This is a genomic window from Rhizobacter sp. P5_A1, assembly GCF_056400745.1.
Window position 1 is genome coordinate 22983 of record NZ_JBFUKR010000033.1, and the last position, 22291, is coordinate 45273.

The window sequence follows — 22291 nt, forward strand, 5'->3', positions numbered from 1 at the left end:
ATTCGCGCTGGGGGCGGCCCGGCGCGCTCATGCGCGGCTGGAAGTCTTCCGCGCCGCGACCTTCTTCGCCGGCGCCCGGGCCGGTGCCTTCTTCGCCGCGGCCGGCCTCTTCGCGGCCGCGCTCTTCACGCCGACGACGCGGGTGACGATCTTGCCTGGCGGCGGCGCAGGCTTCTTCGCCGGCGCCTTGCGCGCTGCCGTCGTCTTGGCTGCAGCGGCCTTCTTCGCCGGTGCCTTCGCCGGCGCTTTCGCCGGTGCCTTGGCCGGCGCTTTCGCCGGTGCCTTGGCCGGCGCCTTCGTCGGTGCCTTCTTCGCCACCGCCTTCTTCGCCGCGACCCTCTTGGCCGGCGCCTCCGGTTCGGCCGCCTTCACCAGCTTCGGTGCGGCGACCGCGAGCTTCATGTTGACCGGCTTGCCGCCCCAGATCTCTTCGAGGTGGTAGTACTCGCGGATCGTCGGCTGCATCACGTGGACGACGGCGGCGCCGCAGTCGACGATGATCCACTCGCCGTTCGCCTCGCCTTCGGTGCGCGGTCCCGGAAAGCCGCCCTGCTTGACTGCGTCGCGCACGCTGGATGCCAGCGATTTGGTCTGCCGGTTGCTCGTGCCCGACGCGATGATCACGCGCTCGAACAGGGCCGACAGGTGCTCGGTGTTGAACACGACGATGTTCTGGGCCTTGACGTCTTCCAGTGCATCGACGATGACGCGTTGCAGTTTACGAATGTCCATTCAGCTCCTGAGGCGGGGGGTTGTCTTGGTAAAGATGGTGCCGGGCAATATAGCGCGCCACCGCAGCGGGGACCAGATCGTCGATGCCCTGTCGCCGCGCGATGCGCAGGCGGATGTCGGTCGACGAGACGTCCATCATCGGCAATGCGACCGCCTCGTGCGGCACGCGCAGCAGCTGCGGGTCGACGTCGAGCGGCGCAGCGGGCCCGTTCGGTGCCCGGTTCGCCACCGCCAGCGTGACCAGGCCGAGCAGTTCCTGCCAGCCGTGCCAGGTGTGGAACCCGGCGTACTGATCCTGGCCGATCACGAGGGACCAGCGCACACCCGGCCGCTGCGCGTGCAGCTCGCGCACCGTGTCGACGGTGTAGCTCGGGCCGCCGCGCTCGATCTCGATGCGCGACAGCACGAAGCGCGGCTCGCCTTCGATCGCCAGCCGCAGCATCGCCTCGCGGTGCACCGCCGGCGTGAGGACGCGCTGCTTCTGCCACGGCTGACCGGCCGGCAACCACAGCAGTTCGTCGAGCTGCAGCTCGGCGAGCGCCGAACGTGCGAGCGCGACATGCGCGTTGTGCACCGGATCGAAGCTGCCGCCGAAGATGCCGACACGGATGTCCGCCCCTCGCCGGACGATTACGTCCGACGATCCCCCGAGGGGATGCGGGCCGGCTTGGGAGCGGCCCGGCGCTCGGCCCGCGGACTGGCTCAAGTCGGCGCCCAGTCGGCCCACTCCCGCGGACGCAGGAAGTCGCTGTACAGCCGCGCCTCCGGCGTGCCGGGCTCGGGGTGCCAGTCGTAGCGCCACGCCGCGCTCGGCGGCATCGACATCAGGATGCTCTCGGTGCGCCCGCCGGATTGCAGCCCGAACAGCGTGCCGCGGTCGGACACGAGGTTGAACTCGACATAGCGGCCACGCCGATAGGCCTGGAACTCGCGCTCGCGCGCGCCGTAGGCATCGTCCTTGTGGCGCTGCAGGATCGGCAGGTACGCGGGCAGGAACGCATCGCCGACCGCGCGCAGCAGCGCGAAACTCTGCTCGAAGCCGCCCTCGGCGAAATCGTCGAAGAACACGCCGCCGACACCGCGCGGCTCGTTGCGGTGCTTCAGGAAGAAGTACTCGTCGCACCAGCGCTTGAAGCGCGGGTACTTGTCGGCGCCGAACGGCGCGAGCGCGTCGCGGTTGACGCGGTGGAAGTGCGCGGCGTCGGGCTCGACGCCGTAGTACGGCGTCAGGTCCATGCCGCCGCCGAACCAGGTGACCGGCTCGCGGCCGGCAGGCAGCGCCGCGAGCATGCGCACGTTCATGTGCACGGTCGGCACATGCGGGTTGCGCGGGTGGAACACCAGCGAGACGCCGAGCGCCTCGAACGGCGCGCCGACGAGCTCCGGCCGGTGCTGCGTCGCCGACGGCGGCAGCACGCTGCCCTTGACGTGCGAGAAGCTGCAGCCGCCGCGCTCGATCACCGCGCCGCCCTCGAGCAGGCGCGACAGGCCCTCGCCCTCCAGCCCGGCGCCGGGCCGCCCCAAGGCGGGCACGCCCCCCCGGGGGGCCGACGCCGCAGGCGTCTCGGGGGCTGAAATCCGACCGCCGGGCTCGCGCTGCCATGCATCGGTGATGAACGGCTGGCCGTCTTCGGCTTCGATGGCCGAGACGATGCGGCCCTGCAGGTCGAGCAGATAGTCGCGGACTGCTGGCGTGTTCGCGCTCAACGTTTGATGGCCCGGAAGCCGATGTCGCGCCGGTACTGCGCGCCATCGAAGTGGATGCCGCGCAGCAGGTCGTAGGCGCGCTGCTGCGCGAGCTTGACCGAGTCGCCCAGCGCCGTCACGCAGAGCACGCGTCCGCCGGACGTGACCGGGCCGGCTTCGGTCGGCACGGTGCCGGCGTGGAAGACCATCGCGTCGTCCCCGTCGGCCGGCAGGTTCGTGACCAGGTCGCCCTTGCGCGGCTCCAGCGGGTAGCCGCTCGCGGCCATCACGACGCCGAGCGCGACGCGCCGGTCCCATTCGAGGTCGACCTTGTCGAGCGTGCCCGATGCGCCGTGCATCAGCACATCGAACAGGTCGCTCTTCAGGCGCATCAGGATCGGCTGCGTCTCCGGGTCGCCGAGCCGGCAGTTGAACTCGACGGTGCGCGGCTGGCCGCCCGCGTCGATCATCAGGCCGGCGTAGAGGAAGCCGGTGAAGACGATGCCCTCCTTCGCAAGGCCGGCGATGGTCGGCTGGATGATCTCGTGCATCACCTTCGCATGCACGTTCGGCGTGACGACCGGCGCCGGCGAATACGCGCCCATGCCGCCGGTGTTCGGGCCTTCGTCTTCGTCGCGCAGGCGCTTGTGATCCTGGCTGGTCGCGAGCGAGACGACGTTCTTGCCGTCGCACAGCACGATGAAGCTGGCCTCTTCGCCTTCGAGGAACTGCTCGATCACGACGCGCGCCTGGCCATCGTTGTGCTGCACGCCGAGCTTGTTGTCGTCGGCGCTGAGCATCCAGCGGATCGCCTCGTGCGCCTGCGGCAGGCTCATCGCGACGACGACGCCCTTGCCGGCCGCCAGGCCGTCGGCCTTGATGACGATCGGCGCGCCCTGGGCATCGACGTACGCATGCGCCGCGGCCGCGTCGCTGAAGGTCGCGAACGCCGCGGTCGGGATCTGGTGGCGATGCATGAAGGCCTTCGCGAAGGCCTTCGAGCTCTCGAGCTGCGCGGCCGCCTGCGTCGGCCCGAACACGCGCAGCCCGCGCGCGCGGAACACGTCGACGATGCCGCCGGCCAGTGGCCCCTCGGGGCCGACGACGGTCAGCGCGACCTTCTCGATCTGCGCGAAATCGGCCAGCGCGGCGAAATCGGTGAGCGCGACGTTCGTCAGCTTCGGATCGGCCGCTGTGCCGCCGTTGCCGGGAGCGACGAAGACGGTCTCGACCTTGGGCGATTGCGCGAGCTTCCAGGCGAGCGCGTGCTCGCGGCCGCCATTGCCGATGACCAGCACCTTCATTCCGAAATCTCGGCGTTGTGGTACAGGTCCTGCACGTCGTCGAGGTCTTCGATCACGTCGAGCAGCTTCTGCATGCGCTGGCCATCCTCGCCCGACAGCTGCACCGTGTTCTCGGCACGCATCGTGACCTCGGCGACCTCGGGCTTGAGCCCGGCGGCTTCGAGCGCGGCCTTCACCGCCTCGAACTCGGGCGCAGCGCACAGCACCTCGATCGCGCCGTCGTCGTCGGTCAGCACATCGTCGGCGCCGGCCTCGAGCGCGACCTCCATCACCTTGTCCTCGCTGGTGCCGGGCGCGAACACGAACTGCCCGACGTGCTTGAACTGGAACGCGACCGAGCCTTCGGTGCCCATGTTGCCGCCGTATTTGCTGAACGCGTGGCGCACTTCGGCGACCGTGCGGACGCGGTTGTCGGTCATGCAGTCGACGATGATCGCCGCGCCGCCGATGCCGTAGCCCTCGTAGCGGATCTCCTCGTAGCTGACGCCTTCGAGGTTGCCGGTGGCCTTGTCGATGTTCTTCTTGACGGTGTCGGCCGGCATGTTCGCCGCCTTGGCCTTCTCGACCGCGAGACGCAGGCGCGGGTTCATCGCCAGATCGCCGCCGCCCTGGCGGGCCGCGACGGTGATCTCACGAATCACCCGAGTCCAGACCTTGCCGCGCTTCTCGTCCTGGCGGCCCTTGCGGTGCTGGATATTGGCCCATTTGGAATGACCGGCCATGAGGCTCCCTTTTGTCGGTGACGTGCCGCCCGGCGAAATCCGGTGCGGCCGTGTTTGTTCGATAGACTGCAATTTTACTTGGCGCCCCGCGCCCCATCTGGAGCACCCATGGCCGAGCCCATCCTGATCGCCCGACACGAGCAGACGGAGTGCTTCCTGCTTCCGGCGCTGGCGAACCGCCACGGGCTGATCACCGGCGCGACCGGCACCGGCAAGACGATCACGCTGCAAACCCTGGCCGAGAACTTCAGCCGCCTCGGCGTGCCGGTCTTCCTGGCCGACGTGAAGGGCGACCTGACCGGCATCTCGCAGGCCGGCCAGGTCGGCGCCAAGCTCGCCGCGGTGCTGAAGGAGCGCGGCATCGAGCCTTCGCCGTCGGTCGCCTGCCCCGCGACCCTGTGGGATGTCTTCGCGACCGACAAAAGCGCCCAGGGCCACCCGGTGCGCGCGACCGTCAGCGACATGGGCCCGCTGCTGCTCGCGCGCATGCTGGCGCTGAACGAGATCCAGCAAGGCGTGCTGCAGCTCGTGTTCAAGATCGCCGACGACAACGGCCTGCTGCTGCTCGACCTGAAAGACCTGCGCGCGATGCTGCAGTACGTCGGCGACAACGCCGGCCAGTTCACGACCGAGTACGGCAACGTCAGCGCCGCCAGCATCGGCGCGATCCAGCGCGGCATCCTGCAGATCGACCAGCAGGGCGGCGACCATTTCTTCGGCGAGCCGATGCTGAACATCGCCGATTTCATGCAGACGGTTGACGGCAAGGGCGTCGTCAACATCCTCGCGGCCGACCAGCTGATGAACAGCCCGCGGCTGTACGCGACCTTCCTGCTGTGGATGCTCTCCGAGCTGTTCGAGCAGCTGCCCGAGGTCGGCGATCTCGACCAGCCGAAGCTGGTGTTCTTCTTCGACGAGGCGCACCTGCTGTTCAACGAGGCGCCGAAGGCGCTGGTCGAGCGCATCGAGCTGGTCGTGCGGCTGGTGCGCAGCAAGGGCGTCGGCGTCTACTTCGTGACGCAGAACCCGCTCGACATCCCCGACACCGTGCTCGCGCAGCTCGGCAACCGCGTGCAGCACGCGCTGCGCGCGTTCACGCCGCGCGACCAGAAGGCGGTGAAGGCGGCGGCGAGCACGATGCGCGCGAACCCGGGGCTGGACATCGAAACCGCGATCACCGAACTCGCGGTCGGCGAGGCGCTGGTCAGCCTGCTCGACGAGAAGGGTCGGCCTTGCCCGACGCAGCGCGTCTTCGTGATCCCGCCGGGCAGCCAGATCGGGCCGATCACGCCGGCGCAGCGCGCCGCGCTGATCCAGAGCTCGCTGGTGGCCGGTGTCTACGAGAAGGCGGTCGACCGCGAATCGGCCTACGAGCGGTTGAAAGGCCGCGCGGCCGCGAGCGCCGGCGCCGCCACGCCACCCTCGACCCCGGCACCGACGATCCCGCCGACCGGCACCGCGAGCCTGCCCGGCGGCCCGAGCGCCGACGCGAACGCCGGCGGCGGCCTGCTCGGCGGCCTGAAGGACGTGCTGTTCGGCAGCACCGGCCCGCGCGGCGGCAAGCACGAGGGTCTGGCCGAGGCGGCCGCGCGCTCGGCGGTGCGCTCGATCGGCTCGAGCGTCGGCCGCGAGATCATCCGCGGCGTGCTCGGCAGCATCCTCGGCGGCGGCAGCCGCAGACGCTGACGTTTGCGGCCTGTCCCGGTCGGTCGTTGGAGCGGCAAAGGCGAGAGCGGCCGGGCCGGCGAGGGCTGAAGCCGCGCCCCCGACTGCGTCGGGGGTGCCCTGCGCTGCTCGCTACGCAGGGCAAGTCCGCAAACTCGGCCCTGGGTACAGGACCTCAAACATGCGGACTTGGGCCGCAAGCGGCCCGACCCTGCTGCGCTGCGCTGCTCGGCGCTGGCTTCTTCATGCCCTCGCCGGCCCGGCCGCTCTCGCCTTTGCAGGCACGGTGGCGGCGTCAGACCGAAACGCCGCTGAGGGTGGGCTTCGCGGCAGGCGGTACCCGGTGCGGGCGATTTCTGTGGCGACGAGCAGCGCAGGGCCGGGGTCGGCACGCGCGCAGCGCGTGCTTCGTGGTCTGACTCGCCGCGGCTGTCTGAACGCAGCGAACGAAGTGAGCGCAGTGAGTTCGGCGGCGCGACCCCGGACCGAGCAGCGCAGTGCAGTCGGTGCGCAGCACCGACCGCCACAGCATGAGCCCGCGCCGGGTACCGCCTGCCGCGACACACCGAGCGTCGCAAGCTGTGGGCGAACAACCGCAATGGTCCGCGATCGGAGATCCAAAGCTACAGCGGCACTTCATGCGTCGCGGGTCGCGAGAAGCGCGGTGGGGCAACCAATGGAACCCCGGCGAAGGCCGGCCATCAGAAGCGCGTCGTCAACTCGGTCAGCCAGTCCGGCGAGTGATCGACGGCCCAGGTTTCGAAGCGCTTGTCGACGCCGCTCAGCACCGCCAGGCCGATCGCGACCAGCACCGCGCCGAGCAGCCAGCGGCCGCGCTCGCCGAACACCCGCCAGCGATCGCGTGCACGCGCGATCGCCTCACGCGACAGCATGCCGATCGCGAGCAGCGGCGTCGCGGCGCCCAGGCCGAACAGCAGCATCAGCAGCGCGATCTGGCCGAGGTCGCGGCCTTGCGACGCGAGCGTCGTCGCCGCGCCGAGCGTCGGCCCGACGCACGGGCTCCAGACCAGCCCGAGCCCGAGCCCGACCGCGAACTGGCCGGGCCAGCCGCGGCCAGGAACGCGTGCGACCAGCGCGCCGCCCGAGGCGCCGAGCCCGCCGGTCGCGCGCGCCAGGCGTGCCTGCAGCGCCGGCACGAGCAGCACCACGCCGAACGCCACCAGCAGCAGCGCCGCGACCCGGCGCAGCAGCGCCGCATCGAGCCCGATCGACGCACCGAGCGCCGCAATGAAGGTGCCGACCAGCATGAACGACAGCGCCAGGCCGACGCCAAGTGCGAGCGGCCCGAAGCGATGCCGCGCGAGCGCCGTCGCGATCAGGATCGGCAGCAGCGGCAGCACGCAGGGCGAGAGCGTGGACAGCGCACCGGCCAGGTAGCCGAGCGCGAAGGTCGCGAGGCCGAAGTCCATCACGGCCCCGAACCCGAGCGCACGATCCCGCTCAGAGGGCCTTGTCGAACAAGGCCGAGATCTCTGCCCTCCGCGTCTGCCCGGTTGCGCGAGCGACTTCCTTGCCGCCCTTGAAGACGACGAAGGTGCTCTGCATCGTGACGCCGAGGCGCTTCTTCAGCGCCTCTTCGGCATCGAAGTCGGCGACGAAGAACGTCACCGGCTGCAGCTTCTTCTGCTGCAGCAGCTCGTGCACGATCGGCTTCTGCTGCTTGCAGGTCGGGCACCAGCTGGCCCAGAAGTCGACGATCACCGGCCTGCCCTGCGCGAGCGCGGCATCGAACTTCGCCTTGTCGAACGGCAGCTCGCCGGCGGCGGCCGCGAATGCCGCGAGGCCCAGGGCCAGCGCCACAGTCAATGATCGAAGCAGCTTGAACGTGCTGAACATGGCGAGCACTCCCGAAGCAAGGGATCAGATGCCGGCGTACCACTCGTAGCCGTTGTCTTCCCAGTATCCGCCCGCACCGCCGCGGAGGGTGTCGAGGCGCTCGACGAGCTCGATCCGCATCAGGTATTTCGCGTGCTTGTAGCCGAGCTGGCGCTCGATGCGGGCGCGCAGCGGCGCGCCGTTGTTGACCGGCAGCGGCTGGTCGTTGAGCTCGTACGCGAGCACCGTCTGCACGTGGTACGCGTCGTCCATGTCGACGCTTTCGTAGTAGGTCGAGTCGACGCCGGCGACCGGCCGCTCCATCGAATCGGCGCAGCGGAACACGACGAACTTCGCGTTCTGCAGCGGCTTGACCTGTTCCAGCAGGTGGCTCAGCTGAACGCCCTTCCACTTGCCGATGACGCTCCAGCCTTCGACGCAATCGTGGCGCGTGATCTGGGTGCGCGAAGGCATCGCGCGCAGCTCGTCGAGCGTGAAAGCGGCCGGGTGCTCGACCAGGCCGTCGACCTGCAGCTTCCAGTCCTTGAAGCCGCCGCGCATCAGCGCCTGGTAGTCGGCGTCGACCGGGACCAGCGTGCCGTTGGCCTTGAAATGCGCGGCGACATCGGCCTGGCTGAACTCCTGTGCGAGCGCCTTGCGGCCGGCGACCAGGCGCTGCGCGCCATGGCTGAGGTCCTGCGCGCTCTTCAGCACGTCGACGAAGGCCCGGTTGTTCGACAGCCGATCGCAGCCGGCCAGCGACACAGCACCGACCGATGCGAGCGCGGCGCGCAGCACGCTGCGGCGGCTCGGCGGCACGCGGCGACCGCTCGAGATCGGTTTGCGGGTCATGGCTTCTTCTCCTTCGGCACGGTGTACCAGCCGGTCAGCATCGAGCGGATCTGGTTCCACGCGCCGTTGATCAGCACCTCGAACAGGTGCACGAGCACGAACAGCAGCAACCCGGTCGCCGCAAGGAAATGCAGGCTGCGCGCCGACTGGCGCCCGCCGAGCAGGTCGACCCAGCCGGTGAACACCGCATCGAGCCGCGGCGACATCGCCAGCCCGGCGACGATCACCAGCGGCAGCAGCCCGAAGATCACGACCAGGTAGGCGATGTTCTGCAGCACGTTGTAGCGCTGCGCCGCCGCGCCTTCGGGGTGGCGCAGCAGCAGGTGGTCCTTGATCGAGCGGCCGATGTGGCGCAGTTCTTCGCGCGTGGGCAGCAGGTCGCGCTTCAGGTGGCCGCTGAACAGCGCATACAGCACGTAGGCGATGCCGTTGACCACGAACAGCCAGGCGAAGAAGAAGTGCCAGTGCCGGCCCATCGACAGCCACTGCGGCCCCGGGATCGTGGCCCACGACGGGAACGCGCGCGCGGTCGGCGTGCTCGCATCGCCGACCTTCGACGCGCCGAGCACGCCGTCGGTCGCGAAGCGCTGGCCGGCGATCGTCGTGACGCCGCGGATGGCGCCGTTCGGCGCCCTCAGCGCGCCGATCGAGAGCCACGGATCGGCGAAGTGCGAATCGCGGCCCCAGTAGAGCGCCGGGTGCGCGTTGAAGATCGTCAGGCCGCTCATCAGCAGGATCGTCAGGCAGACGACGTTGATCCAGTGCATCAGGCGCACCGGCAGGCGGTGGCGATAGATGCGGCGCGCCGCCGCGCGCGCGGCCGGCGCTTCGGTCGGTGCGGTCTCGCGCAGGGCAGGCGACGGGGCGGCGGGCGGGTTCATCGCGAGTCAGTCGGCGGTCGAGCGCGGTCCTTACAGGCTGCGCTCATGGCATCGGCGTCATCTTGACCTCGGGTCGCTGCAGCACGCGCGCCTGCGACTTCAGGTCCGAGACGATGCGGTTCGCAATGAAGCCGCTCTGCGTGTCGGGCTCCATCGCGGCGACCACGAGGTTCGCGAGCGGCTGGTCGAGGCCGATGTAGTAGCTGCCGCTGCGCACGTCGAGCAGCGCGGGCACCAGGTCGACCTGGATGCGCAGCGCGCCGCCGGCGTCGGCGATGCTGCCGCGCACGTCGCGGCGCGGCGCGAGATCGCGCGCGAGCTCGGTGTAGGTCTCACCGCGCAGCGCGCCCGGCTCGTCGAGCCGCTGCACCTGCACGCCGAGCGCGCGCAGGCGCAGCGCCGCATCGGCCTGGTCGGCGCCGAGCCAGTATCCGCACGGGCGTGCGCGGCGCTTCACGGTCGTCAGCTCGAGCGCCGAATCCCACGCGACGTTGACCGTCTTGTCGGCGCCTGTCTGCGGGTCGAGCATCTGCAGGTTGTATTCGCTCGGCGTCGCCGCGGCCTCGACGATGACTTCGCCCTGGCAGGCCTTCGCGGCGACCTCGGCATCGACGAAGCGGCGCAATTTCAGCAGGTCGTCGGCGCGCGCGGCCGCACTTTGCAGCACGCTGGCGATCGCGGTCACCTGGGTGTGGACGCGGCGTGCGAGATGCGCAGGCCCGAGCCCGACGCCGCGGGTCTCGATCAGGAAGCTGATGCCGTTGCGCAGGCCGTTGACGTTGCGCCCGGTGTCGGGTTGCACGCCGCCCATCGAGACTTTCTTGTCGGCGATGTCGGTCGAGGTCGTGTAGTACCACTCGTGGCTCAGCCGCTGGGCATTCAGGCTTCGCAGCATCGGCTGGCGGAACCACTCCTCCGAGGCTTTCGCGACGAACTCGGGCAGGTTCGCCGTCATCGCGTACTGGATCAGCGCATCGAAGCGCTGCACCGCGCCGAACTTCTCGACGTAGCGGCCGAGCACCGAGAACTCGTGCGCGTCGACGACCACCGCCGGGTTGAACTCGCGCACGAGCTGCGCCTGCGCCTGGGCCTCGGGTGTGCGCAGCAGCAGGTGATCGCGGTTCGCGTCGATGCCGCTGGCGGTGACGCGCTTGCCGGCGGCCGCGCCGTCGGGGTTCGCCCGCGCCAGGATCACGACGTCGATGCGCTCGAGCACCGCCGCGAGCCGGCCGTCGCCGGCGAGTTCCTGCGCGATCGCGATCAGCGCCTCGCAGCCGGCCGGTTCGTCGCCATGCTGCTGGCCGATCAGCAGCACGGTCGGGCGCGCCGGCCGCACGGTGGCGCCGCTCGAGGCCAGCGGGACCGGCGCGCGGCTGAAGTGCAGCGCCTCCAGCGGCACGCCAGTCTGCGAGCTGCCGACCTGCTGCAGCGTCACCGTCGTCGAGCCGGCGCGGCCGTCGCCGTCGCGCACCAGGCCGTGCAGCAGCGTGCGCAACTCGGCGTTGCTGGTGAAACCGGCATGGCCGGGCTCGAACGCCGGCGTGCGGTAGCCGACCGGCGGATCGGGAAAGCGCGCAGCGACCGCGGCGCTTTCGGCCGGTGCCGACGCGGCCGAGGCCGGCGCGGCCGGCACCGGTATCGCGGCCGGCGCCGGCGCCGTTGCCTGCGCGGGCGCGATCGGTGCCGCCGTGGCCGGCGGTTCGGGCGGCGGCACCGGCCGCCATGGCGTCAGCGGCACGCTGCTGCTGCAGGCCCACAGCGCTGCGGCCGTGAGCGCGAGCGGCCATTGGCGGGCGAGCCGCGTCAATCCGTTCCTTTCGTTGTTCATGCAGCGCTCCGGCATGGCCTCGGTTCAGGACCAGCCGGCATCGACGACGAACTCCTGCGCGGTGATCATCCGCGCGGTGTCGGCGGCCAGGAACATCACCATCTGCGCGATGTCGGTGCCGACGATGCGGCCGGGCAGGCACTGGTTGCGCTCGATCTCGCGCTCGCCGGCGGCATCGAGCCAGCGCTCGATCTGGCGCTGCGTCATGACCCATCCGGGAACCACGCAGTTGACGCGGATGCCGTCGCGCCCCAGCTCGCGTGCGAGGCTGCGCGTGAAGCCGAGCATCGCCGCCTTGGCGGTCGCGTAGACCGACAGCCCCGGCGTCTTGTTCTTCCAGCTGACCGAACCGAGATTGACGATCGCGCCGCCGCCGCGCTCGCGCATCGGGCCGATCACCGCCTGCGTCGCGAAGAAGTGCGGCCGCAGGTTGACGGCGATTCGGTCGTCGAAGAACTCCGGGGTGACCGCTTCGATCGCGTGGCGCTCGTCGTTGGCGACGTTGTTGACGAGCACGTCGACGCCGCCGAGCCGCGCGATCAGGGTCGCCATCGCCGCCTGCAGCGCCGGCACCTGGGTCACGTCGCAGGCCTGGAAATGCGCGTTCGGCAGGCTCGCCGCGAGTTCGAGACCGGCCGCCTCGTCGCGGTCGAGGAAGCCGACCGCGCAGCCTTGCGCCGCGAAGCCGCGCACGATGTCGGCGCCGATGCCGCCGGCGCCGCCGGTGACGATCACGCCCTGCCCGCGCAGGCTGTTGAATCGCGCCCCGGCGACCGCCGCCAGCGGCATTGGCGTGCGGCGGGCTTCGGAGGCGGCGTGGGGATGGGTGCTGGCGGTCTCGGCTGCGGCGGTCATCGGCTTGCCTCCCGGTCGGGCTCGGTCGTGTCGAGCCATTTTGCAGCAGGCAGCTCGCGGCCGCGGACCGGCGTTTCGCGCCACCTGCGGCCGCTTCGTCGCAGGGCCGTGGCCGGCCGGCGGGCCGCTCGGCACAGTGCGGGGCATCGGCGCATGGCGCCCCGTCATTTCGCTTCAAGGAGTTCCATCATGTTCATCGCGATCGTCCAACACACCCCCACATGGGTCTGGGTTTTGCTCAGCGTGCTGATCGCGTTCGGCCTGTGGCAGACCCGCGATCGGAAGATGAGCCTCTTGCGGGTCACGATCCTGCCGCTGGTGATGATCGCGCTGTCGCTGTCAGGCGTGTTCAGCGCGTTCGGTCACTTCCCCGTCGCGCTCGGCGGCTGGGCCGCCGGGGTCGGCGCGGCGCTGGCGTTCGGGCGCCAGATCGTCTCGGCGCGCGGCGCGACCTGGTCGGCGCAGACCGCGACGCTGCACGTGCCGGGCAGCTGGGTGCCGCTGGCGCTGATCGTCGGGCTGTTCGCGGTGAAGTACTTCGTCGGCGTCCAGCTCGCGATGCATCCGGCGCGCGCCGCCGATGCGGTCTTCGCGGGGCTGTGCAGCCTCGCCTACGGCGGCTTCAGCGGGCTGTTCCTGGCGCGCGGGATCGCGCTGCGCAGTCTCGCGCGACGCCCGGCCGGCCTGCAGACCGCCTGAGACAATCGCGCATGTCTCATTCGCCGCCGATCGCCGAAACGCTCGTCGTCGCGCACCGCCGCGAGCGCTTCCTGGTGCGCGGGCTGCGCAGCATGGCCTTCGGCGTCGTGATCGCGCTGCTGCTGACCGGCGGCTTCGGCACGCCGTTCTGGCCGAACCTGGTGCAGTCGGTGTGCATCGCGACGATGTGCTGGTTCATGATCGACCTCGGCCGCATCCCGCTGGCGAAGTGGGCGCACCGCAACGACCCGGCCGGCTCGCCGGAGGCCGCAAGCCACTGGCCCGGCTGGCCGCTGATGCTGGTCGCGATCGTCGTCGGCTCCGTGGTCGGCTTCAGCGTCGGCAACGAGATCGCGAGTCTGATCCTGGGCCGCCATTTCGCCGGCTACTTCCGCGGCAGCTGGCGCCAGATGCTCGCGCTGCTGATCGGCTCGCTGGTGCCGGGCACCGTGATCACCTACTGGTTCCACTCGCGCGAGACGATCGCCGCGAAAGAGGCCGCGGTGCTCGCCGCGCAGCGCCTGGCGGCCGAGCACCAGCTGAAGCTGCTCGAGTCGCAGCTCGAGCCGCACATGCTGTTCAACACGCTGGCGAACCTGCGCGTGTTGATCGGCATCGACCCGGCGCGTGCGCAGGCGATGCTCGATCAGCTGATCGCGTTCCTGCGCGCGACCCTCGCCGGTTCGCGCGCTGCGCAGCACCCGCTGCGCGCCGAGTTCGCGCGGCTCGCCGATTACCTCGCGCTGATGCAGGTCCGCATGGGCGAGCGGCTGCAGACCCGCTTCGAACTGCCCGACGTGCTGGCCGACCTGCCGGTGCCGCCGCTGCTGCTGCAGCCGCTGGTCGAGAACTGCATCAAGCACGGGCTGGAGCCGGCCGTCGCCGGTGGCCGGATCGATGTCGGTGCGGCGCGTGAAGGCGACGAGCTCGTGCTGCGCGTGCGCGACACCGGCACGGGCTTGTCGGATGCGTCCGTCGCGGGCACGAAGTTCGGCCTGGTGCAGGTGCGCGAACGCCTGGCCGCGCTGTATGGGACGCGCGCGTCGCTGACGCTGACCGATGCCGGCGACGCCGAAGGCGGTACGCTCGCGATCCTCCGATTGCCGATCGCCACCCCGCCCGCGATGTCATGACCCCGAGTGCCCTGATCGCCGAAGACGAACCGCTGCTCGCCGCGAACCTGCAGGCCGAGCTGGCGCGGCTCTGGCCCGAGCTGCGAATCATCGCGAACGTCGGCCATGGCGCGGCCGCGGTCGAGCATGCGCTGGCGCTGAAGCCCGACGTGGTCTTCCTCGACATCCGCATGCCCGGCATGAACGGCCTCGAGGCCGCGCAGGCGCTGACCGAGGACTGGCCCGAGGGCGGCGCGCCGCCGCTGATCGTGTTCGTGACCGCCTACGATCAGTACGCGCTGCAGGCCTTCGAGCGCGCCGCGGTCGACTACGTGCTGAAGCCGGTGCAGCCCGATCGCCTCGCGCAGACCTGCGCACGCGTGCAGGCGGCGTTGAAGACCCGCGCCGAGTCCGCTGCGCCCGCGGCCGCGCTCGACGCGACGCTCGCGCAGCTGCGCCAGCTGCTCACCGCGCCGGACCTCGCGGCCCGCGCCAACGGCGGGGTGGGCGCGGCGCCGCAGCGGCTCGGCGTGATCCAGGCCAGCGTCGGCGCCGCGATCCACATGGTGCCGGTCGGCGACGTGCTGTACTTCGAGGCCGCCGACAAGTACGTGCGCGTCATCACCGCCGAGCGCGAGTACCTGATCCGCACCTCGCTGCGCGAACTCCTGCCGCAACTCGACGGCGAGCGCTTCTGGCAGATCCACCGCGGCACCGTCGTGCGCGCCGACGCGATCGCGACCGCGCTGCGCGACGAGTCGGGCAAGGTGCACATCACGCTGCGCGGCCACGCCGACAAGCTCGTCGCGAGCCGGCTCTACGCGCACCTGTTCAAGGCGATGTGAGGTGCGGCTCGCGCCGCGCGGCGACGGTTTCGTCGCCTGCCTCGTCGTTTCGTCGCCGCAGCGCACCGCGGCGAGCCGGCCGGATCGAGGATTCGCTCACTGACCCACCGGAGCGAACCATGCGAACCATGCGAACCACTGAAACGCCCGAATCGACGACCAGCCTCGAAGCCCGTGCCCGCCGCCGCGTCGGCCGCAAGGTCGGCTTCTACCTGCATGCGCTGGTGTTCGTGCTCGTCAACCTCGGCCTCTTCGCGATCAACGCACTGACCGGCGAGCCGCACTGGGCCCGCTTCCCGCTGATGGGCTGGAGCCTGGGCCTGGCGATCCACGGCCTCGTCACCTTCATCGGCCTGCAAGGCGAAGGCCTGCGCCGCAGCATGCTGCAGCGCGAGATCGAACAGCTGCGTCGGCGCGAAGGCTGAAGCCGCGGATCAGAGGCGGTGCAGCTGCCCGTCCTCGAACTTGACGCGGTCGCCGATGCGCAGATCGTCGATGCGCATGAAGTCGAAGTCGCGCACGCTGCCGTTGTCGAAGCGCACCTGCACGCGATAGACCTCGTCGTCGCGGCGCTGGCGGCCTTCGATCGCATTGCCGGCCACCGCACCGCCGATCGCGCCGGCACCGGTCGCCAGGGCGCGACCCGTGCCAGCGCCGAACTGGTTGCCGATCACGCCACCGATCACCGCGCCGAGCACGGCACCGGCACCGCTCGGGCGCTGCGAAACCTGGATGTAGCCGATGTTCTCGACCCGGCCGTATTCCGCGTAAACGGGCGCCGCGTAGCGCCCGACCGGCTGCTGGGTGTAGACCACGCGCTGCTCGCGCGGCGGCGCGACACAGGCGGTCAGGAACGCGAGCGTCGAGAGAGCGGCGAGGGTTGAAAGATGGCGTGTGGACATGGCGGAACTCCTTCAAGTCAATGTCGATACCGGCGCAGCATCGCCGCGCCCGGCCTCGTGAATCATTCTTTTACCCGCGGCGCCTGCGACCCATCGGCGCAGCCCGCGCCGGCGCGTGGGGCGGGACGCCCCCGCGCCGTAGTCATCCGCCCACAGCGACGTTTCAGCGGTAGCCGCCGTGCCAGTGGCGGTGACCGTGGTGCCAGCCGGGATGGCCGCCATACCCGTACCCGTAGTAGCGTGGATACAGCACCGGCACCGGCCGTTGGTAGACGACCGGCGCCGGGTAGTAGGCGACCGGCGGCGGCGCGTAGACGCGAGCCGGCGCATACACCGGCACCGGCGCATAGACCCCGTAGCCCGGGTCGTAGTAGGCCGGCTGGTTCGAGATCACCGTGCCGACGACCGGGGTGTTGATGCCGACCGACCATGAAACCCCACCGGCATGGGCGCTCGTTGCGCCCAGCGCGGCGGTGCTGGTGACCAACGCAAGAACGACGGACTTGATCATCTGGCTCTCCTTGGGCTCGCCGCAGGTGCGGCTTGGTACGCCTTCAACGCGGGACGGCCCGGCCCGCGTTGACCCCGCGGCGTGACCGGAGGTAAGGAGTCGTTGCTGGCAGAATCGAACCCAGCTTCCCAGCGCCGGCCCGAACGCCGGGCACGCCTGATCACCCATGACCGCACCCGCCGACAACGCCTCCGCACGCAGCACCAGCAGCAACTTCCTGCGCCAGATCGTCGAGCGCGATCTGGCCGACGGCATCTACGCGCAGCGCCGCTTCGCCGGCACGCCGGGCGATGCGGCGCACCATGCGGCCGGCCAGCCCGACCCGGCGAAGATCCGCACGCGTTTTCCGCCCGAGCCGAACGGCTACCTGCACATCGGACACGCGAAGAGCATCACGCTGAACTTCGGCCTCGCGGCCGAGTACGGTGGCATCTGTCACCTGCGCTTCGACGACACGAACCCCGAGAAGGAGGAGCAGGAGTACGTCGACGCGATCCTCGACGCGGTGCGCTGGCTGGGCTTCGACTGGCAGGCGAACGGCGTCGAGCACCTCTACTGCGCGAGCAACTATTTCGACTTCATGTACCGCGCCGCCGAGGCGCTGATCGGCGCGGGCCTGGCCTACGTCGACGAGCAGAGCGCCGACGCGATGCGCGCGAACCGCGGCGACTTCGGCCACGCCGGCACCGACAGCCCGTTCCGCAGCCGCACGCCGGCCGAGAACCTCGCGCGCTTTCGCGCGATGCGCGACGGCGCGCTGCCCGACGGCGCCGCGGTGCTGCGCGCGAAGCTCGACATGGCGAGCCCGAACATCAACCTGCGCGACCCGGCGCTGTACCGCATCAAGCACGCGACGCACCACAACACCGGCGACACCTGGTGCATCTATCCGATGTACGCGTATGCGCACCCGATCGAGGACGCGCTCGAAGGCATCACGCACAGCATCTGCACGCTCGAGTTCGAAGACCAGCGGCCCTGGTACGACTGGCTGCTCGACACGCTGTGCACGCTGGGCCTGCTCGCGCAACCGCGGCCGCACCAGCACGAGTTCGCGCGCCTGAACGTGACCTACGTGATCACCAGCAAGCGCAAGCTGCGCGAGCTCGTCGACGAGAAGATCGTCGACGGCTGGGACGACCCGCGCATGCCGACGATCGTCGGCCTGCGCCGGCGCGGCTACACGCCCGAGGCGATCCGCCTGATGTGCGAGCGCGCCGGCACCAGCAAGGCCGGCGGCTGGACCGACTACGCGAGCCTCGACATCGCGCTGCGCGAAGACCTCGAGGCCAAAGCGCCGCGCGCGATGGCGGTCGTCGACCCGGTCCGGCTCAAGCTGACGAACTGGGCCGAGCTGTTCGGCAGCGCGGACGCTCGCGAGCGCTGCCACGCGCCGGCGAATCCGCACCGGCCCGAACTCGCGCCGCGTGCATTCAGCCTGGGCAGCGAGGTCTGGATCGAGCGCGACGATTTCGCCGAGGTGCCGGCCAAGGGCTTCTTCCGGCTCTTCCCGGGCAACAAGGTGCGGCTCAAGTACGGCCACGTGATCGAGTGCACCGGCTGCGAGAAGGATGCGAGCGGCGCGATCACCGCCGTCACCGCGACCATCGTGCCCGACACCCGGAGCGGCACGCCCGGCGCCGATGCGGTGAAGGTCAAGGGCACGATCACCTGGGTCGGCGTGCACGACGCGGTCGCCGCCGAACTGCGCCTGTACGACCGCCTCTTCACCGAAGCGCAGCCCGACGCCGGCGGCAAGGATTTCAAGGCCGCGCTGAACCCGCACAGCAAGCAGGTCGTCCGCGGCTTCGTCGAGCCCTCGCTCGCGAACGCGCAGCCCGACGACAAGTTCCAGTTCGAGCGCCACGGCTACTTCGTCGCCGACCGCGTCGATCACACGGCCGGCAGGCCGGTGATCAACCGGATCGCAGCGCTGAAGGATTCGTGGGGCAAGTGATCCGCGCGCCGCTGCGCGGCGCGTAGGCCCTACTGCCCCGGACCGCCCGGTGTTGCGGTCGCGGCCACCACGACCGGCATGATCGGCGGGTCGAGCAGCGCCAGCTGCGGGCTCTTCAGCGCGCGCGCGTACTGCACGACCGAGCTGCCGGCATCGAACGGCAGCTTCTGCCACGGGTTCGCGCCACGCGCGAGCAGGAACTCGACCATCTCGGTCTGGGTCGCCGGCTGGCTCAGGAAGTTCGGCGTCAGCACGCGCGCGAGCGGCAGCCAGGGCAGCTGGTTGGCCTGCGTCGGCGGCACGCGGTTCGCGAGCTCGGGCACGCGCGTGAGCCACCAGTCGAGCGCGGCCCAGTGGCTGCCGCGCAGCGCGAGCTCGAAGCCGCGCGGCTGCACGCCGTCGTAGCCGCCGAGGCCTTGCCGCGCCGTGTGGCCCTGCGCTTCGAGGGCATGCGCGAAAGGTGTGGCGAGGTAGTCGGGGTGCAGCGCGCCGAGCGGGCCGAACGAAATCCTGCCGACATCGAGCACGCCTTGCGCGAGCCAGGTCTCGAGCGCGCGGTCGAGCCCTGCGCGCTGCGCGTTCGGGCAGCTGAGCAGGCGCATCACGTCATGGTGGACCGACCGCGCGTCCACCTCGGCGAGCCAGCGCAGCGATTGCAGCACCGCCGGCGAGGCGCTCGAAAAGTCGGGGCAGTCCTGGGCCTGCGCGAGTTCGACCAGCGGGGACCGCGCGCAGGTTTCAGGCAGCGCGCCCTTCTCGATGAACTCGGGCAACGCCGGCCAGAAGCGCGGCTCGCGCACCGCGACGGCGAGCGCGCAGCCCTGCAGCGGGTTGTGCTGCAGATCCGCCGCGCGCAAGCTGCCCGGCACGAACGGGCCGCAGCGCAGATTCAGCGCGCGCTGCACGCTGTCGAGGCGATGGCACGCGATGTCGTCGCCCTCGGTCATCTTCGCGTGCAGGTGCTTGGCGATTTCCCAGGTCACGCTGGTGTCGGTCGCGACGCCGACGGCGCCGACCAGCAGGCCGGCGGTCGTGCAGCCGCCGAGCCAGACGGTGCAGGCGGCCAGCAGGCTGGTGATGATCCAGTGCCGAACTTCAACTCGAATCGCACCCATCTGCTGCTCCCGTTTTCGTCATGGCTGCCCGCGCGCATGGCCGCGTGACGCTCGCAAGTCCCGGACCGCGCGACGCGACGTTTCCGCGTGTGCGATTTGTCGCGGTTCACCGCGTCGGGATGACGATCTTGGTCGTCGCCCACGCGACGCGATCCGGGCAAATGAGCGCCTTTCTGGACTCGGGGTAACGCGATGTTGCGCCGGCCCGGGCAATCGCTGCGGGCACGCCGTCGACCCTTCTCCAACTCCAGTTAAACCCTGATTGATTTAATTATTGATGTTATTAAAGTCATCGCATCAAGCCAACCCAGCCGATGTCCGCCGCACCCACCATCGCCGAAATCGCCCGCCTCGCGGGCGTCGGTACCGCGACGGTCGACCGGGTCCTGAACCGCCGCCCCGGCGTCAATGCCGAGACCGTGCAGCGCGTGCTGCAGGTGGTTGGCGAGCTGGGCGCACCGCAACAGCCCGGGCGGCCGAGGCGCGGCGAGAACTTCCGGTTCGCGTTCGTGCTGCCGGCCGAGGAGTCGCCGTTCCTCGAACTGCTCGACCGGCAGATCGCGCAGGCGGCGGGAGACTTCCGGCACGCCCACATCACCGAGGTCACGCATCGCATCGACACGTCGGATCCGGCGCGCTTCGCCGCCGAGCTGGCCCAGGTCGGCGAGTGCGAGGGGATCGCGCTGCTCGCCCCCGATCTGCCGCCGATCAAGCTCGCGATCAACGAGCTGGTGCGCGCGGGCGTGCACGTCGTGACCTTCTTCTCCGATGTCGCCGGCTCGATGCGCGAGACCTGCATCGGTGCCGACAACCGCGCCGCTGGCCGCACCGCCGGCCTGCTGCTGGCGCGCATGGCGAATGCCGCCGGGCGCGACACGCTGCTGCTCTCGTCGCAGGCGACGCGGCTGTCGGCGGAGATCGAGCGGCGCATCGGCTTCGCGCAGGTCATCGAAGAGCGCTTCCCGAAGCTGCGCATGCTGCGCACACCCGACCTGCCGGCCGACGAGATGGGCGCCAGCGAGACGCTGCTGCAATTCCTGCGGTCCGACGCCGCCGAGGCGGCGCGCGTGGCCGGCCTCTACAACGTCGGCTCGGGCAGTGCCGGCGTGGTTCGCGCGCTCGAAGCGGCGGGCCTGGCGCCGCACACCGGCGTCGTCGCGCACGACTTCACCGAGGCGCATCGCGCGCTGCTGGCCGCGAACGGCCTGTCGTATGTCCTGCACCAGGACATCCATTACTGCGTGCTGAGCGCGGCGCGGGTGCTGCGCGCGCTGTGCGAGAACGTTCGCGGCGCACTCAACGTGGTGCAGCCGCGCGTCGAGATCCTGACGGCCGAAAACCTTCATTGAGCGGCGGTCCGGTGTGTGTCGTCCCTGAACTCACGAACCCTGTTGGAGACAGCCTCATGAAAACCATCTCGAAGATGCTGCCGGGGGTGATCGCCCTCGCTGCAGTGGCCGCCCTCAGCCTGGCGAGCACATCGGTGCGCGCGCAGGACAAGACCATCACGCTGTGCTGGGCCGCCTGGGACCCGGCGAACGCGCTGGTCGAACTCTCGAAAGACTTCACCGCGAAGAGCGGCGTGAAGATGAAGTTCGAGTTCGTGCCCTGGACGAACTTCGCCGACCGCATGCTCAACGAGCTCAACTCGAAGGGCAAGCTGTGCGACCTGATCATCGGCGACAGCCAGTGGATCGGCGGGTCGGCCGAGAACGGCCACTACGTCAAGCTGAATGACTTCTTCGCGAAGGAAGGCATCAAGATGACCGATTTCGCGCCCGCCACGGTGGTCGGCTACGCGGAGTGGCCGAAGAACACGCCGAACTACTGGGCCCTGCCGGCGATGGCCGATGCGGTCGGCTGGACCTACCGCAAGGACTGGTTCGCCAGGCCCGAGATCCAGACCGAGTTCAAGAAGAAGTTCAATCGCGAGCTCGCACCGCCGAAGACCTGGGAGCAGTTCAGGCAGGTCTCCGAGTTCTTCCAGGGCCGCATGATCGACGGCAAGAAGGTCTACGGTGCCTACCTGTTCACCGAGCGCGGCTCCGAAGGCATCACGATGGGCGTGACCAACGTGCTCTACCCGATGGGCTTCAAGTACGAGGACCCGAAGAAGCCGTATGCGATGGACGGTTTCGTCAATTCGCCCGACGCGGTGAAAGGCCTCGAGTTCTACAAGGCGCTCTACAAGGGCAGCACGCCGCCGGGCCTGACCAACGCCTACATGGGCGAGGGCCTGGACGCCTTCAAGTCGGGCCAGGTCGCGATGATGATGAACTGGTTCGCGTTCTTCCCCGGCCTGTACAAGGACCCGAACGTCGGCGGCGAGAAGATCGGCTTCTTCACGAACCCCGCCGACAAGGCCAAGGGCGTGCAGCTCGGCGGCCAGGGCATCTCGGTGGTCGCGTACTCGCCGAACCGCAACGAATCGCTGCAGTACATCAAGTGGTTCGCCAGCCCCGACGTGCAGAAGAAGTGGCAGGCGATCGGCGGCTCGTCGGCCGCGAAGTCGGTGCTGAACGACCCGGGCTACCCGAAGAGCTCGCCGTTCGCGCAGGCCTTCCTCGACTCGATGGACATGGTGGTCGACTTCTGGGCCGAACCCTCGTACGCGCAGCTGATGCTGGCGATGCAAAAGCGCGTGCACGACTACGTGGTCGCCGACAAGGGCACGGCGAAGGAGGCGCTCGACGGGCTGGTGGTCGACTGGAAGAAGGTGTTCAAGGAAGACGGGAAGTCGAAGTAGATCGCAGTCGACAACACAGCAGCCGCATCCTCACAGGCCACCG

The 22291-nt window shown here is 70.1% G+C and carries 22 protein-coding genes; 8 read left to right on the forward strand and 14 right to left on the reverse strand.

The window, feature by feature from the left end; genetic code table 11:
* Positions 1–27: 27 nt before the first annotated feature.
* The 5 genes from rsfS to AC1DTW_RS24575 are packed head-to-tail and all read right to left on the reverse strand — an operon-like array spanning position 28 to position 4444.
* Positions 28–732: a ribosome silencing factor gene (gene rsfS, locus AC1DTW_RS24555; protein ID WP_477984025.1), complete on the reverse strand. Its 705-nt coding sequence runs from the start codon at positions 730–732 to the stop codon at positions 28–30.
* Complete coding sequence (gene nadD / locus AC1DTW_RS24560) at positions 719–1459, reverse strand: nicotinate-nucleotide adenylyltransferase (protein WP_477984026.1); 741 nt, start codon at positions 1457–1459, stop codon at positions 719–721. The genes rsfS and nadD overlap by 14 nt, the downstream gene beginning before the upstream one ends.
* The gene (hemF, locus tag AC1DTW_RS24565; protein ID WP_477984027.1) at positions 1435–2439 is read right to left on the reverse strand and encodes an oxygen-dependent coproporphyrinogen oxidase; all 1005 of its coding nucleotides are present in this window, start codon (positions 2437–2439) and stop codon (positions 1435–1437) included. The genes nadD and hemF overlap by 25 nt, the downstream gene beginning before the upstream one ends.
* The gene (purD, locus tag AC1DTW_RS24570; protein ID WP_477984028.1) at positions 2436–3722 is read right to left on the reverse strand and encodes a phosphoribosylamine--glycine ligase; all 1287 of its coding nucleotides are present in this window, start codon (positions 3720–3722) and stop codon (positions 2436–2438) included. The genes hemF and purD overlap by 4 nt, the downstream gene beginning before the upstream one ends.
* Complete coding sequence (locus AC1DTW_RS24575; RefSeq protein ID WP_477984029.1) at positions 3719–4444, reverse strand: YebC/PmpR family DNA-binding transcriptional regulator; 726 nt, start codon at positions 4442–4444, stop codon at positions 3719–3721. The genes purD and AC1DTW_RS24575 overlap by 4 nt, the downstream gene beginning before the upstream one ends.
* Before the next feature lie 108 nt (positions 4445–4552).
* On the opposite strand from AC1DTW_RS24575, the gene AC1DTW_RS24580 reads away from it, so the two are divergent.
* Entirely contained in the window at positions 4553–6130 is a 1578-nt protein-coding gene (locus AC1DTW_RS24580) for a helicase HerA-like domain-containing protein (RefSeq protein ID WP_477984030.1), read from the forward strand.
* A 680-nt stretch (positions 6131–6810) separates the two neighbouring features.
* Here the strand turns inward: AC1DTW_RS24580 and AC1DTW_RS24585 are convergent.
* The 6 genes from AC1DTW_RS24585 to AC1DTW_RS24610 are packed head-to-tail and all read right to left on the reverse strand — an operon-like array spanning position 6811 to position 12361.
* Entirely contained in the window at positions 6811–7539 is a 729-nt protein-coding gene (locus AC1DTW_RS24585; RefSeq protein ID WP_477984031.1) for a cytochrome c biogenesis CcdA family protein, read from the reverse strand.
* A 31-nt stretch (positions 7540–7570) separates the two neighbouring features.
* Positions 7571–7966 (reverse strand): thioredoxin family protein, encoded by a 396-nt coding sequence (locus tag AC1DTW_RS24590; RefSeq protein WP_477984032.1) that lies wholly within the window; start codon positions 7964–7966, stop codon positions 7571–7573.
* Positions 7967–7990: 24 nt separating this feature from the next.
* The gene (locus tag AC1DTW_RS24595; protein WP_477984033.1) at positions 7991–8797 is read right to left on the reverse strand and encodes a molybdopterin-binding protein; all 807 of its coding nucleotides are present in this window, start codon (positions 8795–8797) and stop codon (positions 7991–7993) included.
* Positions 8794–9678, reverse strand: coding sequence for a cytochrome b/b6 domain-containing protein (locus AC1DTW_RS24600; protein ID WP_477984034.1), 885 nt, complete (start codon positions 9676–9678; stop codon positions 8794–8796). The genes AC1DTW_RS24595 and AC1DTW_RS24600 overlap by 4 nt, the downstream gene beginning before the upstream one ends.
* Positions 9679–9721: 43 nt before the next feature.
* Complete coding sequence (locus tag AC1DTW_RS24605) at positions 9722–11506, reverse strand: M14 family metallopeptidase (protein WP_477984035.1); 1785 nt, start codon at positions 11504–11506, stop codon at positions 9722–9724.
* A 24-nt stretch (positions 11507–11530) separates the two neighbouring features.
* Positions 11531–12361: an SDR family NAD(P)-dependent oxidoreductase gene (locus tag AC1DTW_RS24610; RefSeq protein WP_477984036.1), complete on the reverse strand. Its 831-nt coding sequence runs from the start codon at positions 12359–12361 to the stop codon at positions 11531–11533.
* 153 nt (positions 12362–12514) lie between these two features.
* Here AC1DTW_RS24610 and AC1DTW_RS24615 point away from each other — a divergent pair, with 153 nt between their 5' ends.
* The 4 genes from AC1DTW_RS24615 (at position 12515) to AC1DTW_RS24630 (ending at position 15442) form a co-directional block, all read left to right on the forward strand.
* Positions 12515–13060, forward strand: a complete 546-nt coding sequence (locus AC1DTW_RS24615) for a DUF6622 family protein (RefSeq protein ID WP_477984037.1) — start codon at positions 12515–12517, stop codon at positions 13058–13060.
* Positions 13061–13071: 11 nt separating this feature from the next.
* On the forward strand, positions 13072–14193 hold the full coding sequence (locus tag AC1DTW_RS24620) for a sensor histidine kinase (RefSeq protein WP_477984038.1): 1122 nt from the start codon (positions 13072–13074) through the stop codon (positions 14191–14193).
* Positions 14190–15017 carry a LytR/AlgR family response regulator transcription factor gene (locus AC1DTW_RS24625; RefSeq protein WP_477984039.1) on the forward strand — a complete coding sequence of 276 codons (828 nt, stop codon included), beginning with the start codon at positions 14190–14192 and terminating at the stop codon, positions 15015–15017. Before AC1DTW_RS24620 ends, AC1DTW_RS24625 begins: the two co-directional genes overlap by 4 nt.
* 119 nt (positions 15018–15136) lie before the next feature.
* Positions 15137–15442, forward strand: coding sequence for a 2TM domain-containing protein (locus AC1DTW_RS24630; RefSeq protein ID WP_477984040.1), 306 nt, complete (start codon positions 15137–15139; stop codon positions 15440–15442).
* A 9-nt stretch (positions 15443–15451) separates the two neighbouring features.
* Here the strand turns inward: AC1DTW_RS24630 and AC1DTW_RS24635 are convergent, their stop codons facing one another.
* Together AC1DTW_RS24635 and AC1DTW_RS24640 are read right to left on the reverse strand one after the other, a co-directional pair.
* Positions 15452–15919: a glycine zipper 2TM domain-containing protein gene (locus AC1DTW_RS24635; protein ID WP_477984041.1), complete on the reverse strand. Its 468-nt coding sequence runs from the start codon at positions 15917–15919 to the stop codon at positions 15452–15454.
* A gap of 163 nt (positions 15920–16082) precedes the next feature.
* Positions 16083–16430 carry a hypothetical protein gene (locus AC1DTW_RS24640; protein WP_477984042.1) on the reverse strand — a complete coding sequence of 116 codons (348 nt, stop codon included), beginning with the start codon at positions 16428–16430 and terminating at the stop codon, positions 16083–16085.
* A 166-nt stretch (positions 16431–16596) separates the two neighbouring features.
* On the opposite strand from AC1DTW_RS24640, the gene AC1DTW_RS24645 reads away from it, so the two are divergent.
* Positions 16597–18387, forward strand: a complete 1791-nt coding sequence (locus tag AC1DTW_RS24645; protein ID WP_477984043.1) for a glutamine--tRNA ligase/YqeY domain fusion protein — start codon at positions 16597–16599, stop codon at positions 18385–18387.
* Between the two features lie 29 nt (positions 18388–18416).
* On the opposite strand, the gene AC1DTW_RS24650 is transcribed toward AC1DTW_RS24645, so the two are convergent.
* A complete protein-coding gene (locus AC1DTW_RS24650) occupies positions 18417–19502 on the reverse strand; it encodes a hypothetical protein (RefSeq protein WP_477984044.1) in 1086 nt (361 codons plus the stop codon).
* A gap of 314 nt (positions 19503–19816) precedes the next feature.
* On the opposite strand from AC1DTW_RS24650, the gene AC1DTW_RS24655 reads away from it, so the two are divergent.
* Together AC1DTW_RS24655 and AC1DTW_RS24660 are read left to right on the forward strand one after the other, a co-directional pair.
* Positions 19817–20851, forward strand: coding sequence for a LacI family DNA-binding transcriptional regulator (locus tag AC1DTW_RS24655; protein ID WP_477984045.1), 1035 nt, complete (start codon positions 19817–19819; stop codon positions 20849–20851).
* Positions 20852–20907: 56 nt separating this feature from the next.
* Positions 20908–22248, forward strand: coding sequence for an ABC transporter substrate-binding protein (locus AC1DTW_RS24660; RefSeq protein ID WP_477984046.1), 1341 nt, complete (start codon positions 20908–20910; stop codon positions 22246–22248).
* Positions 22249–22291: the final 43 nt, after the last annotated feature.

What these genes read in the sequence shown, in the direction of transcription:
- AC1DTW_RS24595 (WP_477984033.1), bottom strand. Translation starts at nt 8,797, where the DNA reads ATGACCCGCAAACCGATCTCGAGCGGTCGCCGCGTGCCGCCGAGCCGC.
- AC1DTW_RS24640 (WP_477984042.1), bottom strand. Translation starts at nt 16,430, where the DNA reads ATGATCAAGTCCGTCGTTCTTGCGTTGGTCACCAGCACCGCCGCGCTG.
- AC1DTW_RS24610 (WP_477984036.1), bottom strand. Translation starts at nt 12,361, where the DNA reads ATGACCGCCGCAGCCGAGACCGCCAGCACCCATCCCCACGCCGCCTCC.
- AC1DTW_RS24645 (WP_477984043.1), top strand. Translation starts at nt 16,597, where the DNA reads ATGACCGCACCCGCCGACAACGCCTCCGCACGCAGCACCAGCAGCAAC.
- AC1DTW_RS24630 (WP_477984040.1), top strand. Translation starts at nt 15,137, where the DNA reads ATGCGAACCATGCGAACCACTGAAACGCCCGAATCGACGACCAGCCTC.
- AC1DTW_RS24615 (WP_477984037.1), top strand. Translation starts at nt 12,515, where the DNA reads ATGGCGCCCCGTCATTTCGCTTCAAGGAGTTCCATCATGTTCATCGCG.
- AC1DTW_RS24600 (WP_477984034.1), bottom strand. Translation starts at nt 9,678, where the DNA reads ATGAACCCGCCCGCCGCCCCGTCGCCTGCCCTGCGCGAGACCGCACCG.
- AC1DTW_RS24575 (WP_477984029.1), bottom strand. Translation starts at nt 4,444, where the DNA reads ATGGCCGGTCATTCCAAATGGGCCAATATCCAGCACCGCAAGGGCCGC.
- AC1DTW_RS24635 (WP_477984041.1), bottom strand. Translation starts at nt 15,919, where the DNA reads ATGTCCACACGCCATCTTTCAACCCTCGCCGCTCTCTCGACGCTCGCG.
- AC1DTW_RS24580 (WP_477984030.1), top strand. Translation starts at nt 4,553, where the DNA reads ATGGCCGAGCCCATCCTGATCGCCCGACACGAGCAGACGGAGTGCTTC.
- AC1DTW_RS24650 (WP_477984044.1), bottom strand. Translation starts at nt 19,502, where the DNA reads ATGGGTGCGATTCGAGTTGAAGTTCGGCACTGGATCATCACCAGCCTG.
- rsfS (WP_477984025.1), bottom strand. Translation starts at nt 732, where the DNA reads ATGGACATTCGTAAACTGCAACGCGTCATCGTCGATGCACTGGAAGAC.
- purD (WP_477984028.1), bottom strand. Translation starts at nt 3,722, where the DNA reads ATGAAGGTGCTGGTCATCGGCAATGGCGGCCGCGAGCACGCGCTCGCC.
- AC1DTW_RS24655 (WP_477984045.1), top strand. Translation starts at nt 19,817, where the DNA reads ATGTCCGCCGCACCCACCATCGCCGAAATCGCCCGCCTCGCGGGCGTC.
- AC1DTW_RS24625 (WP_477984039.1), top strand. Translation starts at nt 14,190, where the DNA reads ATGACCCCGAGTGCCCTGATCGCCGAAGACGAACCGCTGCTCGCCGCG.
- AC1DTW_RS24590 (WP_477984032.1), bottom strand. Translation starts at nt 7,966, where the DNA reads ATGTTCAGCACGTTCAAGCTGCTTCGATCATTGACTGTGGCGCTGGCC.
- AC1DTW_RS24605 (WP_477984035.1), bottom strand. Translation starts at nt 11,506, where the DNA reads ATGAACAACGAAAGGAACGGATTGACGCGGCTCGCCCGCCAATGGCCG.
- AC1DTW_RS24620 (WP_477984038.1), top strand. Translation starts at nt 13,072, where the DNA reads ATGTCTCATTCGCCGCCGATCGCCGAAACGCTCGTCGTCGCGCACCGC.
- AC1DTW_RS24585 (WP_477984031.1), bottom strand. Translation starts at nt 7,539, where the DNA reads ATGGACTTCGGCCTCGCGACCTTCGCGCTCGGCTACCTGGCCGGTGCG.
- AC1DTW_RS24660 (WP_477984046.1), top strand. Translation starts at nt 20,908, where the DNA reads ATGAAAACCATCTCGAAGATGCTGCCGGGGGTGATCGCCCTCGCTGCA.